The sequence below is a fragment of the Brevundimonas fluminis genome (assembly GCF_003934285.1).
GTDB lineage: Bacteria > Pseudomonadota > Alphaproteobacteria > Caulobacterales > Caulobacteraceae > Brevundimonas > Brevundimonas fluminis.
The window spans coordinates 188,438-203,676 of the sequence record NZ_RQWJ01000003.1; the positions used below are offsets into that span (position 1 = coordinate 188,438).

The 15,239-nt window shown below is 70.5% G+C and carries 21 protein-coding genes; 8 read left to right on the forward strand and 13 right to left on the reverse strand.

Translation table 11 applies throughout. The annotated features are described in order from the left end of the window. Positions 1 to 55 precede the first annotated feature (55 nt). The 9 genes from EFJ44_RS05790 to EFJ44_RS13965 form a co-directional block, all read right to left on the reverse strand. Positions 56 to 916: a tol-pal system protein gene (locus EFJ44_RS05790; RefSeq protein WP_241209692.1), complete on the reverse strand. Its 861-nt coding sequence runs from the start codon at positions 914 to 916 to the stop codon at positions 56 to 58. 21 nt (positions 917 to 937) lie between these two features. Then, positions 938 to 2,047, reverse strand: a complete 1,110-nt coding sequence (locus tag EFJ44_RS05795) for a DUF3667 domain-containing protein (protein ID WP_125256262.1) — start codon at positions 2,045 to 2,047, stop codon at positions 938 to 940. Positions 2,048 to 2,160: 113 nt separating this feature from the next. Then, positions 2,161 to 2,718, reverse strand: coding sequence for a peptidoglycan-associated lipoprotein Pal (gene pal, locus EFJ44_RS05800; RefSeq protein ID WP_125256263.1), 558 nt, complete (start codon positions 2,716 to 2,718; stop codon positions 2,161 to 2,163). A gap of 101 nt (positions 2,719 to 2,819) precedes the next feature. Next, positions 2,820 to 4,181 carry a Tol-Pal system beta propeller repeat protein TolB gene (gene tolB / locus EFJ44_RS05805; protein ID WP_125256264.1) on the reverse strand — a complete coding sequence of 454 codons (1,362 nt, stop codon included), beginning with the start codon at positions 4,179 to 4,181 and terminating at the stop codon, positions 2,820 to 2,822. Between the two features lie 133 nt (positions 4,182 to 4,314). After that, the gene (locus EFJ44_RS05815) at positions 4,315 to 5,073 is read right to left on the reverse strand and encodes an energy transducer TonB (protein ID WP_125256265.1); all 759 of its coding nucleotides are present in this window, start codon (positions 5,071 to 5,073) and stop codon (positions 4,315 to 4,317) included. Between the two features lie 4 nt (positions 5,074 to 5,077). After that, positions 5,078 to 5,554 (reverse strand): ExbD/TolR family protein, encoded by a 477-nt coding sequence (locus tag EFJ44_RS05820; protein ID WP_125256266.1) that lies wholly within the window; start codon positions 5,552 to 5,554, stop codon positions 5,078 to 5,080. 3 nt (positions 5,555 to 5,557) lie between these two features. Beyond that, the gene (tolQ, locus tag EFJ44_RS05825; protein ID WP_125256267.1) at positions 5,558 to 6,304 is read right to left on the reverse strand and encodes a protein TolQ; all 747 of its coding nucleotides are present in this window, start codon (positions 6,302 to 6,304) and stop codon (positions 5,558 to 5,560) included. A gap of 102 nt (positions 6,305 to 6,406) precedes the next feature. After that, positions 6,407 to 6,853, reverse strand: a complete 447-nt coding sequence (locus tag EFJ44_RS13960; RefSeq protein WP_125256268.1) for a YbgC/FadM family acyl-CoA thioesterase — start codon at positions 6,851 to 6,853, stop codon at positions 6,407 to 6,409. Beyond that, on the reverse strand, positions 6,850 to 7,260 hold the full coding sequence (locus tag EFJ44_RS13965; RefSeq protein WP_125256269.1) for a hypothetical protein: 411 nt from the start codon (positions 7,258 to 7,260) through the stop codon (positions 6,850 to 6,852). Before EFJ44_RS13965 ends, EFJ44_RS13960 begins: the two co-directional genes overlap by 4 nt. Positions 7,261 to 7,330: 70 nt before the next feature. Here EFJ44_RS13965 and EFJ44_RS05840 point away from each other — a divergent pair, with 70 nt between their 5' ends. After that, entirely contained in the window at positions 7,331 to 7,696 is a 366-nt protein-coding gene (locus EFJ44_RS05840) for a hypothetical protein (protein WP_125256270.1), read from the forward strand. Positions 7,697 to 7,763: 67 nt separating this feature from the next. After that, positions 7,764 to 8,597: a KPN_02809 family neutral zinc metallopeptidase gene (gene ypfJ, locus EFJ44_RS05845; RefSeq protein WP_125256271.1), complete on the forward strand. Its 834-nt coding sequence runs from the start codon at positions 7,764 to 7,766 to the stop codon at positions 8,595 to 8,597. Here ypfJ and EFJ44_RS05850 read toward each other — a convergent pair. After that, entirely contained in the window at positions 8,594 to 9,565 is a 972-nt protein-coding gene (locus EFJ44_RS05850; protein WP_125256272.1) for a retropepsin-like aspartic protease, read from the reverse strand. The genes ypfJ and EFJ44_RS05850 overlap by 4 nt on opposite strands. Positions 9,566 to 9,693: 128 nt before the next feature. On the opposite strand from EFJ44_RS05850, the gene EFJ44_RS05855 reads away from it, so the two are divergent. Genes EFJ44_RS05855 through EFJ44_RS05870 form a run of 4 tightly spaced genes read left to right on the forward strand, consistent with a single transcriptional unit; the run spans position 9,694 to position 12,744 of the window. After that, complete coding sequence (locus EFJ44_RS05855) at positions 9,694 to 10,320, forward strand: hypothetical protein (protein WP_125256273.1); 627 nt, start codon at positions 9,694 to 9,696, stop codon at positions 10,318 to 10,320. 2 nt (positions 10,321 to 10,322) lie between these two features. Then, a complete protein-coding gene (locus EFJ44_RS05860; RefSeq protein ID WP_125256274.1) occupies positions 10,323 to 10,640 on the forward strand; it encodes a winged helix-turn-helix domain-containing protein in 318 nt (105 codons plus the stop codon). Positions 10,641 to 10,672: 32 nt separating this feature from the next. Beyond that, positions 10,673 to 11,449 (forward strand): tyrosine-protein phosphatase, encoded by a 777-nt coding sequence (locus tag EFJ44_RS05865; protein WP_125256275.1) that lies wholly within the window; start codon positions 10,673 to 10,675, stop codon positions 11,447 to 11,449. Continuing rightward, a complete protein-coding gene (locus EFJ44_RS05870; RefSeq protein ID WP_125256276.1) occupies positions 11,446 to 12,744 on the forward strand; it encodes an anthranilate synthase component I family protein in 1,299 nt (432 codons plus the stop codon). The genes EFJ44_RS05865 and EFJ44_RS05870 overlap by 4 nt, the downstream gene beginning before the upstream one ends. Here EFJ44_RS05870 and EFJ44_RS05875 read toward each other — a convergent pair. Genes EFJ44_RS05875 through EFJ44_RS05885 form a run of 3 tightly spaced genes read right to left on the reverse strand, consistent with a single transcriptional unit; the run spans position 12,732 to position 14,256 of the window. After that, entirely contained in the window at positions 12,732 to 13,280 is a 549-nt protein-coding gene (locus tag EFJ44_RS05875) for a TadE family protein (protein WP_164511866.1), read from the reverse strand. The two genes, EFJ44_RS05870 and EFJ44_RS05875, sit on opposite strands and share 13 nt — an antisense overlap. Beyond that, a complete protein-coding gene (locus EFJ44_RS05880; protein ID WP_125256278.1) occupies positions 13,280 to 13,807 on the reverse strand; it encodes a TadE/TadG family type IV pilus assembly protein in 528 nt (175 codons plus the stop codon). The genes EFJ44_RS05875 and EFJ44_RS05880 overlap by 1 nt, the downstream gene beginning before the upstream one ends. A gap of 5 nt (positions 13,808 to 13,812) precedes the next feature. After that, positions 13,813 to 14,256 carry a pilus assembly protein N-terminal domain-containing protein gene (locus EFJ44_RS05885; RefSeq protein WP_125256279.1) on the reverse strand — a complete coding sequence of 148 codons (444 nt, stop codon included), beginning with the start codon at positions 14,254 to 14,256 and terminating at the stop codon, positions 13,813 to 13,815. A gap of 279 nt (positions 14,257 to 14,535) precedes the next feature. Between EFJ44_RS05885 and EFJ44_RS05890 the strand changes: the two genes are divergently transcribed. Next, positions 14,536 to 14,715 (forward strand): Flp family type IVb pilin, encoded by a 180-nt coding sequence (locus EFJ44_RS05890; protein ID WP_125256280.1) that lies wholly within the window; start codon positions 14,536 to 14,538, stop codon positions 14,713 to 14,715. Between the two features lie 247 nt (positions 14,716 to 14,962). Next, on the forward strand, positions 14,963 to 15,142 hold the full coding sequence (locus EFJ44_RS05895; RefSeq protein ID WP_125256280.1) for a Flp family type IVb pilin: 180 nt from the start codon (positions 14,963 to 14,965) through the stop codon (positions 15,140 to 15,142). Positions 15,143 to 15,239 lie beyond the last annotated feature (97 nt).

Sequence of the window (15,239 nt, forward strand, 5' to 3'; positions counted from 1 at the left end):
CACAGGCGCGCGTCCAGCCGCGCCCGAACCCGTGCCGTCAGGGCGCCGGTGTCGGTCAGCGGCAGCCGGCCGAGGTGCGCACGGCCGTGGCGCGCGAGGTCAGCGACGCAGGCGCGCCGGCGCCGTAGCGTGTGCGGAACTCGCGCAGGGCGATGCAGGCGTCGGTGCTCTGATCCTCGGCTTCCAGGGCCTCGGCGAGCTTGATCGTCGCTTCCGGCGCCCAGCCCGCCGTCGGCCAGCCGCGCAGGGCGGCGGCGAAATAGGGAACGGCGCCCGCGGCGTCCTCGTCCTCCAGCCGCAGGTCGCCCAGCCGGACGTTGGCGATGCGGGCTTCTTCAGCATCCGGCCAGGTCACGATCAGCACCTCCAGCGCCCGCTCGCCGCGCGCCGGATTGGTGGAGAGCAGACGATTGGCCGCGGCCAGGTCGCCCGCCGCCGTGCCGGTCGGGCTGTTGGCGACGATGGGCGCGTTCAGCTCCGCTTCCTCGCGCGCTCGCGTCTCCAGCGTGCTGAGCCGCGCCTCGCTCTCGCCCAGCCGCGTGCGCAGCCGGCCGTTCTCGGTCTTCATGTTCTCCAGATCGATGGTCAGGCGCTCGATGTCGCCGTTCATGCGCTGGAGCGTGGCCTCCACGTCGGCCAGGCGGCGGTCGACGCCGCCGACGCGGCCCTGCAGGGCCACGACCTCGGGATCCGGCTCCATCAGGAAGGGCTGGCCGTTGGAGTTCCGCTGGAAGATGGCGCGCTCGAGCTTGCGCACGTTGCGGTCCAGTTGGTCCAGCCGGCGCTTGTCCCAGATGATCGGCTCGGTCGGCACGGCCTGTGCGATCACCGTGCCGGCGATCAGCGAGATGCCCAGCGCGGTCATCAGGGCGTTGCGGGAGGGTTTGGGCAGCTTCAGCATAAGGTCAGCTTTCACGCGGTTTGCGGCCAAAACGGGTCAGCCGGTGAGGCCCAGCATGATGATCGCAAGCAGGAACAGCGTCGAGGCCAGGATGCAGAAGAACAGCAGGGCGATCGTGCGCCACAGGGTCGAGAAGGCCGACAGGCCATAGGTCCCCTTCAGCTGCGCGAACATGTGGACCGGCAGGCCGAAGGCGAACAGGAAGGCGCCCAGCACGCCGAACCCGCTCCACAGCTTGCCCAGCGCGACTGTCAGCAACAGCAGGATCGACACCGCCGTCAGCGAATAGATGACGAAGACCCCGTGGTCGTACAACGTGAACCCGCGCTTCCAAAGGAACAGCAGCGCCACGAACGGGATCGAGAGCGGGATCAGCAGGAAACTGAATTTATACAGGGTCTGCTGGATCTTGTAGATCGCCAGATCCGGGTTCAGCAGCTTCTTCTTGACCTTGTGGTTCAGCCCCTCGTTGCCGAGGTTGACGCTGATGTTGCCGGTCTCGACGGCGTCACGGACCTCCGCCTGCCACGTGCCGGGTTCCAGCCCGTCGGCCCGGTCCTCCGCGCCGACGGTGACGGGCAGGCCAAGGCGCCGCTCCATCATCGCCACGGCCGCTTCGCTGGCGCGCACCGTCACGGCCAGGGCGTTCGAGTCCGGATTGGCCGCCAGCTCGGCCCGTGCGGTTTCCAGCGCCTTGCGGGACTCTTCGAGGCGGGCGGTGTCCTCGGCGCGTTCCGCCGCCGTCATCGTCGTCTTCACCTCCGGCGAGCCGGCGCCGGTGAAGCTGAAGACGAAGAACATCAGGAAAACGCTGAACAGGAAGATGGCCAGCGGCGAAACGTAGCGGGTCCGTCGCCCCTGGATCCATTCGCGCGTCAGACGGCCCGGGTTGACGGCCAGCAGCGGCAGCGTCCGCCAGATGCGGCCGTCGAAATGGACGACTCCGTGCAGCACCTCCTCGACCAGATGCAGCAGACTGCGGTGCACGTGCGTGGGCTGGCCGCAGTTGCTGCAGAAGTTGCCCTCGACCGGCAGGCCGCAGTCGGTGCAGTTCCCGTGCTCGTCGCCGGCGTGGCCGGTCGGCTTTTCGATGGCCGCGCCGATCAGTCCCGCCGTGGCCGCACCGCCCGCCGCGTCGATTTCCATGCCCGCCCCCAAGCGTCAGAGATGCGCGAGATGTCGCCCGCGTCGGGGCGTCGGTCAAAGAAAAAGGGCGGCCGCCGCAGCGACCGCCCTCGTTCCCGTTGACAGGTCCCGGATCAGCGCGCGGGCGCGCCCGAGACGATCGCGGTGCGGCCGTTGCGGTTGCGGGCCCAGGCCTCTTCGGTCGAGCCCTCGGCGATCGGGCGCTCCTTGCCGAAGCTGATCACGTCGATGCGGGTCGCGGGGATGCCGCGCTGGATCAGATAGCTGCGCACCGACTCCGCGCGGCGGGCGCCGAGCGCCAGGTTGTACTCGCGGGTGCCGCGTTCGTCGGCATTGCCCTCGATGCGGACCATCACGTTCGGATAGCGGCGCAGCCACTCGGCCTGGGCGTCCAGGCGCGGATAGGCGTCGCGACGGATCTCGTAGCTGTCCAGGTCGAAATAGACGCGGTCGCCCACGTTGACGGCGAAGTCCTCGACCGAACCGGCCGCGGCCGGAATGCCGCCGCCGCCGACGGTGCCGCCGCCGGTGGTCGGGCCCCGGGTGTCGGGATTCGTAACGACGGGGCCGTCCGGGAGGCCCGGCTCCGGCTGGGCCGGACGCGAGCAGGCGGCGAGGGCCAGAACGGAGGCGCCCACCAGGGTCAGGCGGAAGAGAGAGGTCGTCTTCATCGGGTTGGTCTCCTCGATTTTCTGCGGTGAAGCTTCACCGTTGATGGTCGGCTAACGCGCGAACGGGGACCGCGCCATCGGCGATGACGCGATTGTGAGGCCTAGGTCGGGCAGCTGTCGGGTCCCTGGTTGAAGCCTAGGTCGGCCGGCGGCTGGTCCAGCAGGGGCGACCACGCGGGGTCGGAGCCGCGACCTTCGTACCCCGCCTGCGCCACGACGCGGCCGGACAGGTCCACGGTCCACAGGCGGGTGTCGCCGCCGCGCGTCTGACGGGCGAACATGACGTAGCGGCCGTTGGGGGCCCAGGAGGGACCTTCCTCGAAATAGCTGGACGAAAGGATGCGTTCGCCCGAACCGTCCGTGCCCATCACCCCGATGTGGAACTGGCCGCCCTGCTGCTTGGTGAAGGCGATCAGGTCGCCACGCGGGCTCCACGACGGGGCGGTGTAGAGGCCGCCGCCGCGGCTGATCGGGCGCTGGCCGGTGCCGTCCGCGCGCATGACGTAGATCCGCGCCGATCCCGACCGGTCCGAGGTGAAGGCGATCATGGAGTTGTCGGGCGAGAAGCTGGGCGAGGTGTCGATGCCCGGATCGGTCGTCAGGCGGCGCAGCTCGCGGGTGTTCAGATCGATCGTGTAGACGTCGGTGTTGCCGCCCCGGATGATCGAGAAGGCCAGCTTGGACCCGTCGTTCGAATAACGCGGGGCCAGCACCTGACCGTCGAACTGACCCAGGCTTTCGCGCCGGCCGGTCGACAGGTTGTACAGGTAGATCCGGCTGTAGTCCCGGCCCAGCGCCACATAGGTCACCTCGTCCGGATTGGACGTGGAGAAGCGCGGCGACATGATCACTTCGTCGCCCTGGGTCAGGAAGACGGGGTTGTAGCCGTCCTGGTCCACGATCGCGAGGCGGCTCAGCTTCTCAAGCTGGGTGCCGCTTTCGGCGACGTAGATCACGCGCGTGTCGAAGAAGCCGCTCTCGCCCGTCATGCGCTGGTAGACGACGTCGCTGATCTTGTGCGCGATGCGGCGCCACTGCTCGGCGGTGGCGGTGAACTGGTAGCTGACCAGCTGGCACTCGCGGTAGGTGTCGTACAGGCGGAAGCCCACGTCGACGCGGCCGTCCGCGCGCGGGGTGACGCCGCCGTACAGCACAGCCTGCGCGCCGATGCCGGTCCAGGCGGGGAAGGTCGGGCGCGCGCCCAGACCGGGGCGCTCGGTGAAGCCTGCGGGGTTCAGCGGATCGAAGAAGCCCGAGCGCCGCAGGTTGCCGCGGATGACGTTGGAGATGTCGTCGCCGTACTGGCCGGTGAATCCGACGATGGCGATGGGGAAGGGCCGCAACTCGGCCTGATCGATCACCACGATCTGCGGCTCGCCCGTCGTCGGGTCCTGCGCCAGTGCGGCGCCCGGAAGGGCGACGGCGCAGGCGGCGAACGCGGTCAGAAGGGTCTTCAGTCGCATCAGGAGCTCCGGCTTGGCTGTTCCGCCGCATACTGAACGCGCGACGTGACGAAACGCCACTCTCGGCCCCAATGCGGCGACTTTCGGGCGAGCTTGGCGGTTAAGGACGACGCGTCAGGGCGCGTCAGGGCGGTCAGCATTGGCTGGTGCTGTTGAACCCGAAGGTGATGTCCTGCTCCTCGTACCCCGCGGGCATGTCGAAAGGCGCGGCGGCCCGGATGCCGCGCAGGACGGCTTCGGAAATGGCGCGATACGCCGGGTCGCTGCGGGGACCGATCAGCCGCGGCGTGCCGACGATCGCCCCCGTGGGGGCCAGCCTGACCGACACCTGCACCGTCACGGAGTCGGCGCCGGGGAGGTCGCAGTTGAACACCGGCCGCACCTGCCGTCCCAGCGCGCTGATGTCGGCCCGGCCCAGCGCGCGGGGCGCCTGCCCGCGACCCGCGTCGCCCGTGTTCGGACGGCGGTCGGTGCGCCCTTCGTTCGGACGCTTCGACAGGCGATCCAGATCCAGAGACGGCTCCTCGCGCTTCGGGGCCGGCGCGGGGGGCCGCGGCTGGGGCGTCGGCGGGCGGGTGACCGGCGGACGCGGCGCGGGGGTCGGCGTCTTCCGCGGGGCGGGCGTCGGCGGGGGCGGCGTCGGTTCCGGCTCGGGCGTCGGCGGGACTTCGGTCTCCGGCGGCGGCACGGTCGCGCCGTCCTCGGTGATCAGCTCTTCCGACGGATTGTCCGCCGCGGCCGCCTCGACCTGCACGTCGGAGATGACCGAGACGCGGATGCCCTCGGTCGGCGCGGGCGGCAGGGGCTTGTCCGGCCACGACACGAACAGGAGGGCGCCCAGTCCCGCGTGCAGGACGATCGAGCCGATCGTGCCGGGTCCGGGCGCCTTCATGCCGTCAGCCCTCCGTCGCCGTGACGGGGGCCGCCGCCGGCGCGGCGCGCGGCGCGGTGTCGGTGATCAGGTTCAGCTTGGCGTACCCGTTGGCCGACAGCCGGGCCATCACCTTCGCCACCTCGGAATAGGGCGCGGCGCCGTCGGCGCGCACGGAAACCGCCGCGTCGGGCGACCCGCCCGCCTGCCGCACCCCTGCGATCAGCCCGTCGTAGCCGACCTGGGCCTCGCCCACGAAGACCTCGCCCGCGCGGTCGATGGACACGACCACCGGCTCCTGTTCGGCCTCCACCGCACCCGCCTCGGTGTCCGGCAGGTCGACCGGCACGGCGACGGTGAGGAGCGGCGCCGAGATCATGAAGATGATCAGCAGCACCAGCATGACGTCCACCAGCGGCGTGACGTTGATCTCGCTCAGCGGCTTCTTGCGGGGACGCCTGCGTCCCCTCTGATGCCCGCCGCCTCCGACGCTCAGGGCCATGGCTCAGAAGCCCCTGCGGTCGTTGAAGTCCGACGCCGGCGCGGGCGTCGGCGCCGCCGGCCCGCCCACGCGGCGCGCCACCGCGGCCTGCAGGTCGTCGGCGAAGGCCTCCATCCGCCCGGTGAACTTGCCCGCGTCGATCGAGAACTTGTTGTAGGCGATGTAGGCCGGGATGGCCGCCGCCAGACCGATGGCGGTGGCGAACAGGGCCTCGGCGATCGCCGGCGCCACTGTGGTCAGGTTGGTGTTGCCGGCCGAGGCGATGGCGGAAAACGCATTCATGATGCCCCACACCGTGCCGAACAGGCCGATGAAGGGCGACGCCGTGGCGACCACCGACAGCACGCCCAGACCGTTCTCGATGCGCTGGCCCTCGCGCGCGATCAGACTGTCCAGCGCGCGGTCGATGCGCGCCATCAGCATCTGGCCCTGAATTTCGCCCAGTTGGCCCTTCGCCCGGGCGTCGCGCCAGTCCGTCACCGCCAGCACCAGCATGCGGGGCAGGGGATCGGCGGGATTCGGGCCCGCCTGCGCCGCCACGTCCTCCAGCGGCCGGCCGGAGTGGATCGCGTCCTCGAACTGGTCGGCGCGCCGGTTCATCGAGGTGAAGCGGAAGGCCTTGTCGATGATCACCGCCCACGACCACAGCGACGCCAGCGCCAGTCCGACCATCACGCCCTTCACCACCCAGTCGGCGGCCATGAACAGCTCGACGGGGTTCAACAGGCTGGCTTCGGCGGGCACGGTCATGCGGTCGTTCCGGTCAAGGTTGCGCCGCTCATCGTGGAGGGCGGCAAGGCGATTTCATGGCGGGTCTAGCGGGCCGGGGCCCCTTCGTCACTTATGGTCAGCTTATGCGGGCGCCAGCCAGGGGCGCACCTTTTCCATCAGGAGAGTCGTCGGCCGCCGCGGCCGCCCGTCGGGATGGATGCACACCGCCGTCACCTGAGCCTCGCACAGAGTCTCGTCGCCGCGCGTGATGCGCTGGTCGATGATCAGTCTCGGCCCCTGCACGCGCTCGTACAGGGTCCGCACGATCAGGGCGTCGTCGATGCGCGCGGGCTTGAGCCAGCGCAGGTTCATCCCGGCCACCACGAAGGCCAAGGGCGACGGTCCGTCCATCAGTTCCGCATGGCCCACCCCCGCCGCCCGAAGGAAATCGGAACGCCCACGCTCGAGGAAGCGGACGTAGCTGCCGTGATAGACCAGACCGGTGAAGTCGGTGTCCTCGTAATAGACCCGCACCGGCAGACGGTGCTCGCGGCCCTCGAAGGTTCCGGCGGTGGGCGTCTCCGTCACGGCACGGCCCGCAAAGGCGGCGGCGTCGGAAGGTTCGGGCAGTCGGCCTCGATCATCGCCTCGAACTCGCCCTTCAGGGGATCGTCGGCGAACAGGATCCGGTTCGGCCGGGAGACGAACGCGACGGTGCCGGGGTCTCCCTTGAGCCCGGCGTAGCCGCACACCACCGGTCCCTTGCCGCGTTCGATCAGCCGCACCTGCCCGGTGGGCCCCATCCGCTCGCGCACCTGCTGCAGGGCGCGCCGATGCGGCGGCGTCTCCCACGGCGCCGCGCCGCCGGTGGCCAGCAGCCGCCATCCGACCAACCCGCCGAGCACCAGCACGGCCACGCCGAGGACGGCGATCAGGCGGTTTGTGCGGATGCGGCGGGCGGCCATCCGCGCCAGTTTGCCCAGCTTCGCGGTCACGCGGAACCCCTCGCCCGAAAGTGATGGGCGCGGTCTTGGTCCCGCCGCCGGCCGCGCGCAGGGTGACGGCATGATGCGCCCTCTCCTCCTCGCCGCCGGTCTGGCGCTGATCGCCGGAGCCGCCCGCGCCCAGGTCGAGCCGTGGCCGGGCGCGTCCGAATTCGACCGTCACCGGTACGACGCCGACCGCAACCTGCAGGCCATGGAGCAGCGGCGCCGTGACGCGGATCTGCGTCAGGCCGAGGCGGCGCGCAGCCATGCCGCCTCGCGGACCGCCGCCGCCCGCGTCGAGGCCGCGCGACTCCCGGCCCTGCCCTATCCGGGCTCCCGCCAGCCCGCGCCGGTCGCGCCGGTGCGGCCGAACGGCGGCTTCCCCACGTCGCCGCCGGGCGGCGACGTGGGCCAGATCGACGCGTGGCTGGGCCGTCCCGACTGAGCTCTGCATCCCTTTTGCCCGACCGTCGTTCTGATCTAGCTTCACCGGAAGCCAAGGGAGGGACGGCATGCGTTGGCAGGGCGGACGTCGCGGCGGCGGCATCGAGGATCGGCGCGGCATGGGCGCGGGCGGCGTGGTCGGCGGCGGCCTCGGCGTCGGGGTGATCGCCCTGCTGGGCTATCTCTTCTTCGGCATCGACCCCTCGACCACGACCCAGGTCGCCAGCCAGTTCGGCGCCGCGACCCAGCAGCAGGGCAAGGCGGGCACCCCCGAGGACCAGGCCGGCCTGTTCGTCGACGTCGTCGGCGCCAACATCAACGACGTCTGGGCCCGTCAGCTGGTCGGCTACCGTCCGCCGCGCGTGGTTCTGTACGAGGGCGGCACGGGCACGCAGTGCGGCTTCGGTCAGGCCGCCATGGGCCCCTTCTACTGCCCCACCGACCGCACCGTGTACCTGGATCTCTCCTTCTGGCAGCAGCTCGAGCAGCTGGGCGGATCGGGCGCGGAGTTCGCCCGCGCCTACGTCATCGCGCACGAGTTCGGACACCACGTCCAGACCCTGACAGGCGCCTCGCAGCAGGTGCAGCAGGCCCAGCGCGACGCGCGCAGCCAGGGCGAGGCGAACCGCCATTCCGTCGCGCTGGAACTGCAGGCCGACTGCTACGCCGGCGTCTGGGCGGCCAACGCCTCGGCCGTGTCGAACGGCGAGGTGGCGATGACCGCCGGCGACATCGAGGCGGGATTGCAGACCGCCTCGGCGATCGGCGACGACCGCCTGACCCAGGGCCGCGCCTCTCCGGAAAGCTTCACCCACGGCACGTCGCAGGAACGCGCCGCCTGGCTGCGTCGCGGGTATGAGAGCGGCGACCCCGCCGTCTGCGACACCTTCGCCGCGCGTTAGCGCCGCCGGCGCCGTCGCCCCAGGCTGAGATCCGGCGTCTCCGCCGTCCACAGGCCGGCGGCGGCCAGATCGACGCGCACCGCCTGACCCTCGAACGCGGCCATGCCCAGCAGGGCGCCGGGAAAACCGGGCGCCGAAACGTCGCCGAAGATGGCCACGGGCGCGTCGGCGAAGGTGCGCCCGCCGACGCCGAGCGTGCGGGCGCGCGCCACGTCGGCGCCGACCTGACCGCCCAGCACGAGGCTGGATCCGCGCGTCAGTTCGCGCCCGTCATACAGACCCGCCGCCTCCGCCGATCTTCGGGACAGGGCCAGCAGGGACGACGCCCCGGTGTCCACCAGCGCCTCGACCGTGCGCCCTTCGAGGGTCACGTCCAACCGCAGCGAGCCGCCCGCCCGCCGCGCCGGCAAGGCGCGCGCGTCAGGCCTCAGCGCCAGCGCCCCGGGAGCCGACAGCCGGCTGCGCCGCGCCGCGGTCTCGACGTCCAGAACCATGGTCTCCAGCGCGTCCTGTCCCAGGATCAGCTGCGCGCCCAGACCGCGCTCGCGGTCGGCGATGGGGCCCAGATCCAGGATGGCGGCGCGCAGGCCCGGCAGGGCCAGTCCCTCCATCGCCACGTCGACGACGGCGCCTCGCCCGACCTGGGGCCGACCGCCGACGCCATAGGCCAACAGCGGAAGGGGAAAGTTCAGCCGCTCGCGTCCGTCGGCCACGAGCCGCTCGTGCAGGGCGCGGTCCAGTACGGAATACTGGGCGCCCGTGTCGATCAGGGCGACGGTCGGGACGCCGCCCACCCGGACGTCGATGGTCGGGGTGACCGCCGGCGCGCGATAGCCCAGCCACGGCGTCGCGCCGCCGTCGAAGACGGGCCGCGGGGTGGGCCACAGCACCTTGTCCTTGAACCACCAGCCCCCGCCCACGGCGCCGGCCAGAAGTCCCAGTCGTATCAGCAGGCCGCGCCGGTTCATGCCTCACTGATGGGGTCCCGACGCCTCGTCGTCCAGTGTGGACGTCGTCGCGGACGGTCTCGCAGAAAGAACTTTACCTCATAAAGTAACTTCGGCATGGTGCCGTCATCGCATTCGGAGCCACGACCATGACCCAGGACGACATCCGGTCCATGAAGGACGAGATCGCCTACATCAAAGCCCTTGCCGAGGAGGGTCGTCGAACCCCCGTGCTGGGCGGCGGCATCCTGATCGCCGCCGGGCTGATCTTCGGCCTGACCTCGATCATTCACTGGCTGATCGCCATCGAGGCCATCGCCGTCGGTCCGGTGGCCTATGCAGTGATCTGGGTGTCCGCCATGGCGACCTTCTTCGCCTGTCTGTTCGTGTTGATCGGTCGCAACAAGGGCCGGCCCGGCGCCGCTTCCTTGGTCAATCAGGCGGTGGGGACGGCATGGATGGGCGTCGGCCTGTTGATCTTCGTCATGTCGATCTCGATCGCCGTCATCTCGTGGCGGGTTCAGAGCGAGATCCTGACGCTGATCTTCCCGTCCATGATCTTCGCCGCCTACGGCTCGGGCTGGGCCGTGTCCGCGGCGATGTCGAAGTCGCGCTGGCAGTGGTGGCTGGCCATCGCGGCCTGGGCGGCCGCGCCCGCCATCGCCGCACTGGTCGGCACCAGCTGGATCTGGCTGGCCTATGCCGGCGGTCTGGTCCTGCTGGCCCTCGTCCCCGGCGTCGTCCTGGTCCGCCAGGAGCCGGCGGAGACCGTCTGAGCATGGCCGACGACTTCGACATCAACCGCATCGACGAGATCATCCACGGCCGCGTCCGGCTGGGCATCATGGCCTATCTCTCGGGAGCCGGCACGGCGGACTTCGGCGAACTGAAGACCCGGCTGCAGACGACCGACGGCAATCTGTCCGTCCATCTCCGCAAGCTGGAGGACGCGGGCTTCGTGGAAGTGACCAAGCGGTTCGTCGGCCGGAAGCCGCTGACGGAGGCGCGGCTGACCGAAGACGGACGTGCGGCCTTCTTGCAGTACCTCGACGCCGTCGGCGCCTTGCACGCCGCCGCCCAGCCGAGGCCGGACTGACTTCCGGCGCGGAACGTGAGATGGGCAGGGGCATGAGCCGCCTCCTGTCCTTCGACGCCATCGACAACTTCCGAGACTACGGCGACTACGCCACGGCCGCCGGCCGCCGCGTGAAGCCGGGGCGACTGTACAGGTCCGCGCACCACGCCCGGGCCAGCGACGCCGATCTCGCCCGACTGGGAACCCTGGGGGTCTGCACCCTCGTCGATCTGCGCCGTCCCGGTGAGCGTCGTCACCAGCCCTCGCGCCGTCCCGTCGGCTCCGCCTGCGCGGTGATCGAAAGCGATCACGACGACGGCGGCGAGGCGCCGCACATCACCTTTCTGAAGACCTCCGACCTGACCGAGGCCTCAGGCCGCGCCTTCATGCACGAGGCGTATCGCCGCCTGCCGCACGAGGCGCCGCACCTCGACCTGTTCGCCCGCTATTTCCGCGCCCTTGGCGAGGCCGACGGCCCCGTGCTGATCCACTGCGCGGCGGGCAAGGACCGGACGGGCCTGCTGGCGGCTCTCACCCACCACCTGCTTGGCGTCTCCCGCGAGGACATGATCGAGGATTACCTGCTGACCAACCGGGCCGTGGATCTGGAACGTCGCGCGCCGGACATCGCGCGCCAGCTTCACGCCATGACGGGCCGCAAGGCTTCCCACGGCGCCGTCGTGGCCTTCCTGGGCGTGGAAGCGGATTTCCTCGACGTCGCCTTCCGGACCATCGAGGCGGAGCACGGCTCCCTCGACGCCTATCTGGAGCGGGCGCTCGGCGTCCACGCGGCGCTCCGCGACCGCATCGGGGAGCGGCTGGCGGCGTGAGCGGACCCTTCACCGCGCGGCTCGACGTTCCGCTCGGCCGCATCGACGCGGCGGGCTTGGCGCAAGGTCTGCGCAATCGCCCAGGCGCCCTGGTTCTGACGGCCCCGCCGGGAGGGGGGCGCAGCCTGATCGCCGCCGATCCGGATCTGACGTTCGTCGGGGCCGCGGACGACGCTGCGCCCTTCGCCCTCCTCGCCGACCCGCTCTGGAGCGCCGGCGTCGTCGGCCTGGCCTCCTACGACATGGGCGCCCGGCCGGCGGTCGGCCCGCGCGGCGACTGGCCCGACCTGATGCTGGCCCGCTATCCGGCGATGATCCGGATCGACGCCGATGGAGAGGCCGCGGCCGTCGGGCGTGGGCGCGACGCCGCCGCCGCCCGCCGCGCCGCCGACGCGGCCGCTTCCTGGATCGGGTCGGCCGGCGCGCCCGGCTCCGTCGCGGCGCCGGCGCCCGATTTCTCCCCCGAAGCTCCCGGACCCGCCTACGAGGCCGCCGTCGCCGACGTCGTGGCCCGCATCGCGGCCGGCGAACTGTTCCAGGCCAACGTCGCCCGCGCCTGGAGCGGCGCCCTGCTGTCCGGCGCCGACCCCTTCGACGCCTTCGCGCGACTGGGGCGCCGCGCCTCGGCCTACGGCGCCTTCTGGCGGATGGACGACCGGGCGCTGGTCTCCAACTCGCCCGAGCTCTTCCTGACGCTCGATCGTCCGACGGGCCGCGTCGAGACCCGGCCGATCAAGGGGACCCGGCCGCGCGATCCCGATCCCGCTCGCGACGCCGCCCTCGCCGCCGATCTGCGGGCCAGCGCCAAGGACCGGGCCGAGAACCTGATGATCGTCGACCTGATGCGCAACGACCTGTCGCGGGCCTGCGTGCCGGGCTCGGTCCGCGTCGATCGGCTCTTCGAGCTTGAGGCGCATCCGACCGTGCATCACCTCGTTTCGACCGTGACGGGCACGCTGGCCGCCGGCGCAGGTCCCGCCGATCTGATGGAGGCGGCTTTTCCTCCGGGGTCCATCACCGGCGCGCCCAAGCATCAGGCGATGAAGGTCATCGCCGGACATGAAGCGGCGCGCGGCCCGTGGTGCGGCTCGCTGTTCCTGATGGAGGAGGATCGGCTCACCGCCTCGGTCCTCATCCGCACCGCGTCCTTCGAAAGGCGCGGCCGAACCTGGCGCTGGCGGACGCTGGCGGGCGCCGGGATCGTCGCCGACAGCGACCCGGCCGCCGAGCTCGCCGAGACCGGGGCCAAGATCGCGGCGCTGCGACAGGCGCTCGCAGGCGATCAGGGCGTGTAGGGGATCGTCTCGACCTGTCGCGGCCGCATGTAGAAGCTGTGCGAGAACCGCGTGATCGCCGGCATCAGATAGTCGACCGGCGAGTCGTAGTCATAGGTCGTCTCGGTGAAGATCACCGTCTGGCCGCGTTCGACCAGTCCCGCTGGAAGGGTCACCGTCGAGCCGGCCGCGCGCGCCGTCATGCCCTTGCCGCGGCTCCAGTCCACGCGGTTCACGTCGTCGTTTCCGCGCGTCACGCTGGACGCCCGGAGCCTCAGGGTGGCCGACGAGAAGGGCTTCATGATCTGGCCGCCCACGTTGAACAGATCGTCCAGCTCGGCGCCTGTGATCGAATTCCTTTGCGTGATCAGGTCGGCGACGATGGCTGCCGAATGCCCCGCGCGCTTCTGCGCCATGAAGCCCTGGCAGAACTCGGCGAGACCGAAGTACATGGCGATCATGGCGGGGGCCAGCATGGCGAACTCGACCGCCGACACGCCCCGTCGGTCGTCCCTCAGGCGACGGAACAGGCCCGCGCGGCGTGCCGACCCGGCCATCAGTTCCACGGCTCGTTCTGAAAGGCGGTCGAGGCCATCAGCCAGCTGTCGGAGCCGCCCCGGGCCAGCCCCTGCGACAGGAAGGGGGTGAACAGGGTGTGCCGGTACCAGGCCCGGGCCAGCATCAGGTTGCCGGCCTGGCCGTTCTGATAGGTCAGGCCGGAGGCGGAGAAGGTCCCGCCCTGCATCGGGTCGGGCACGTTCGGATTGGTGTAGCTCCCGACCACCCGCACGTCGACGTGCACCTTGCCCAGACAGCCTGCGGCGAAGATGTTCATCCGGTCGCACATCCGGGTCTTGAAGGTGTCGTTGGTGAAGCCTTGCGCCGACGCCTGGCCGGTGCGGACCAGCCGGCCGGTCTCGATCACGGCGTTTTCGAGCACTGAATCCAGCACGAAGACGAAGGCGATCTCGGCGATCGCGAACAGCATGAACAGGAAGGGCAGGGCGATCATGGCGAATTCGACCGCCGCGGCGCCCTCGCGCGGGCGACGAAGGAAGAGCCGACGCAGAAGCGCCCGACGCATGCCGGTCAGTTCGGCGCGGCCGCCGGGGCCGCGGCCGCCGAGGCGCCGTCGTTGGGCGACCGCAGGGTCGGGGCGCAGGACGCGGCGCACGCCATCTCGGTGACCTGGGCGCCGCGCCAGACGCGGACGCGGCCCACGTCGCCGCCGGCGACGATCACCTGGCTCTGGAACAGGGTCCGGCCCAGGCCGTCGACGACCACCACTTCGGTCACGCCATAGCCCTTGCCGGTCACGAACAGGGTGTTGGCGTCGACCACGGTCACGTCCGCGATCTGGGGATTGCCGACGATCACCGATCCGGCCTGGCCTCGCAGCTGGATGCGCGCCGACTGGTCGATCTCGACGTTCAGGGCCTGCGATTGTGCCTGCGCCGCGCCGGGCACGGCCGCCGCCAGCAACAGGCCGGCGGCGATCAGGAGGTCGCGCGTCGATCGATGTTCGAAGGCCATGGGGCCGCTCCCTGGAATGCCGCACGCCCGCGAGGGGCGTCGCCCACCCTGCAGGGCAATCCTCAAGAAAGTCTGAAATGACGCCGTGACAAGTGAAGCGAGCTTCAACTTGATGAACGTCCCGATAACCACGATTACATGATCGATCGTCTTGGCATTTACTCTGATTTAAGCGGCTCCGTGCAGATTGGGCATACGGGGAACGGGCGCAACAAGCGGCGGCCCCAAGTTGGTGGAAGTCGTCTCGCGTTCCCTTTTCCAATCTCGAGGATCAATCACATGACCAAGTTCGTTTCGCGCTTCATGGCCGACGAGTCCGGCGCCACGGCCATCGAATATGGCCTGATCGCCGCCCTGATCGCCGTCGTCATCATCACGGCCGTCACGGCCCTGGGCACGACCATCAAGACCAAGTTCAACGAAGTCGTGACCGGCATGGGCGGCACCGCCGGCGCCTGAGCCGACGGCACGTCTCGAAACCGCGGAAGGCCCGGAGCTTCGGCTCCGGGCCTTCTTCGTTCGTCCGGAAACCCGGCGCCGACCGTCGCGGGCCGGGACAAGAAATCAGCATGAACAGGCAGGTAACCCTGTCTGCGCACCACGGCTTAACCCCGCCGCGCGAAAGTGCCCCTGCATTCCGGGGGTCCAGCGGGCGACCGCCCTCCCGAATTGAAGTCGCTCGCTGATCAATCTGAAGGACACTGACATGACCAAGTTCGTTTCGCGCTTCATGGCCGACGAGTCCGGCGCCACGGCCATCGAATATGGCCTGATCGCCGCCCTGATCGCCGTCGTCATCATCACGGCCGTCACGGCCCTGGGCACGACCATCAAGACCAAGTTCAACGAAGTCGTGACCGGCATGGGCGGCACCGCCGGCGCCTGAGCCGACGGCACGTCTCGAAATCGCGGAAGGCCCGGAGCTTCGGCTCCGGGCCTTCCTGCGTTCGCCTCCGCCGCACGCGGCCCGACGAAAACCCGCC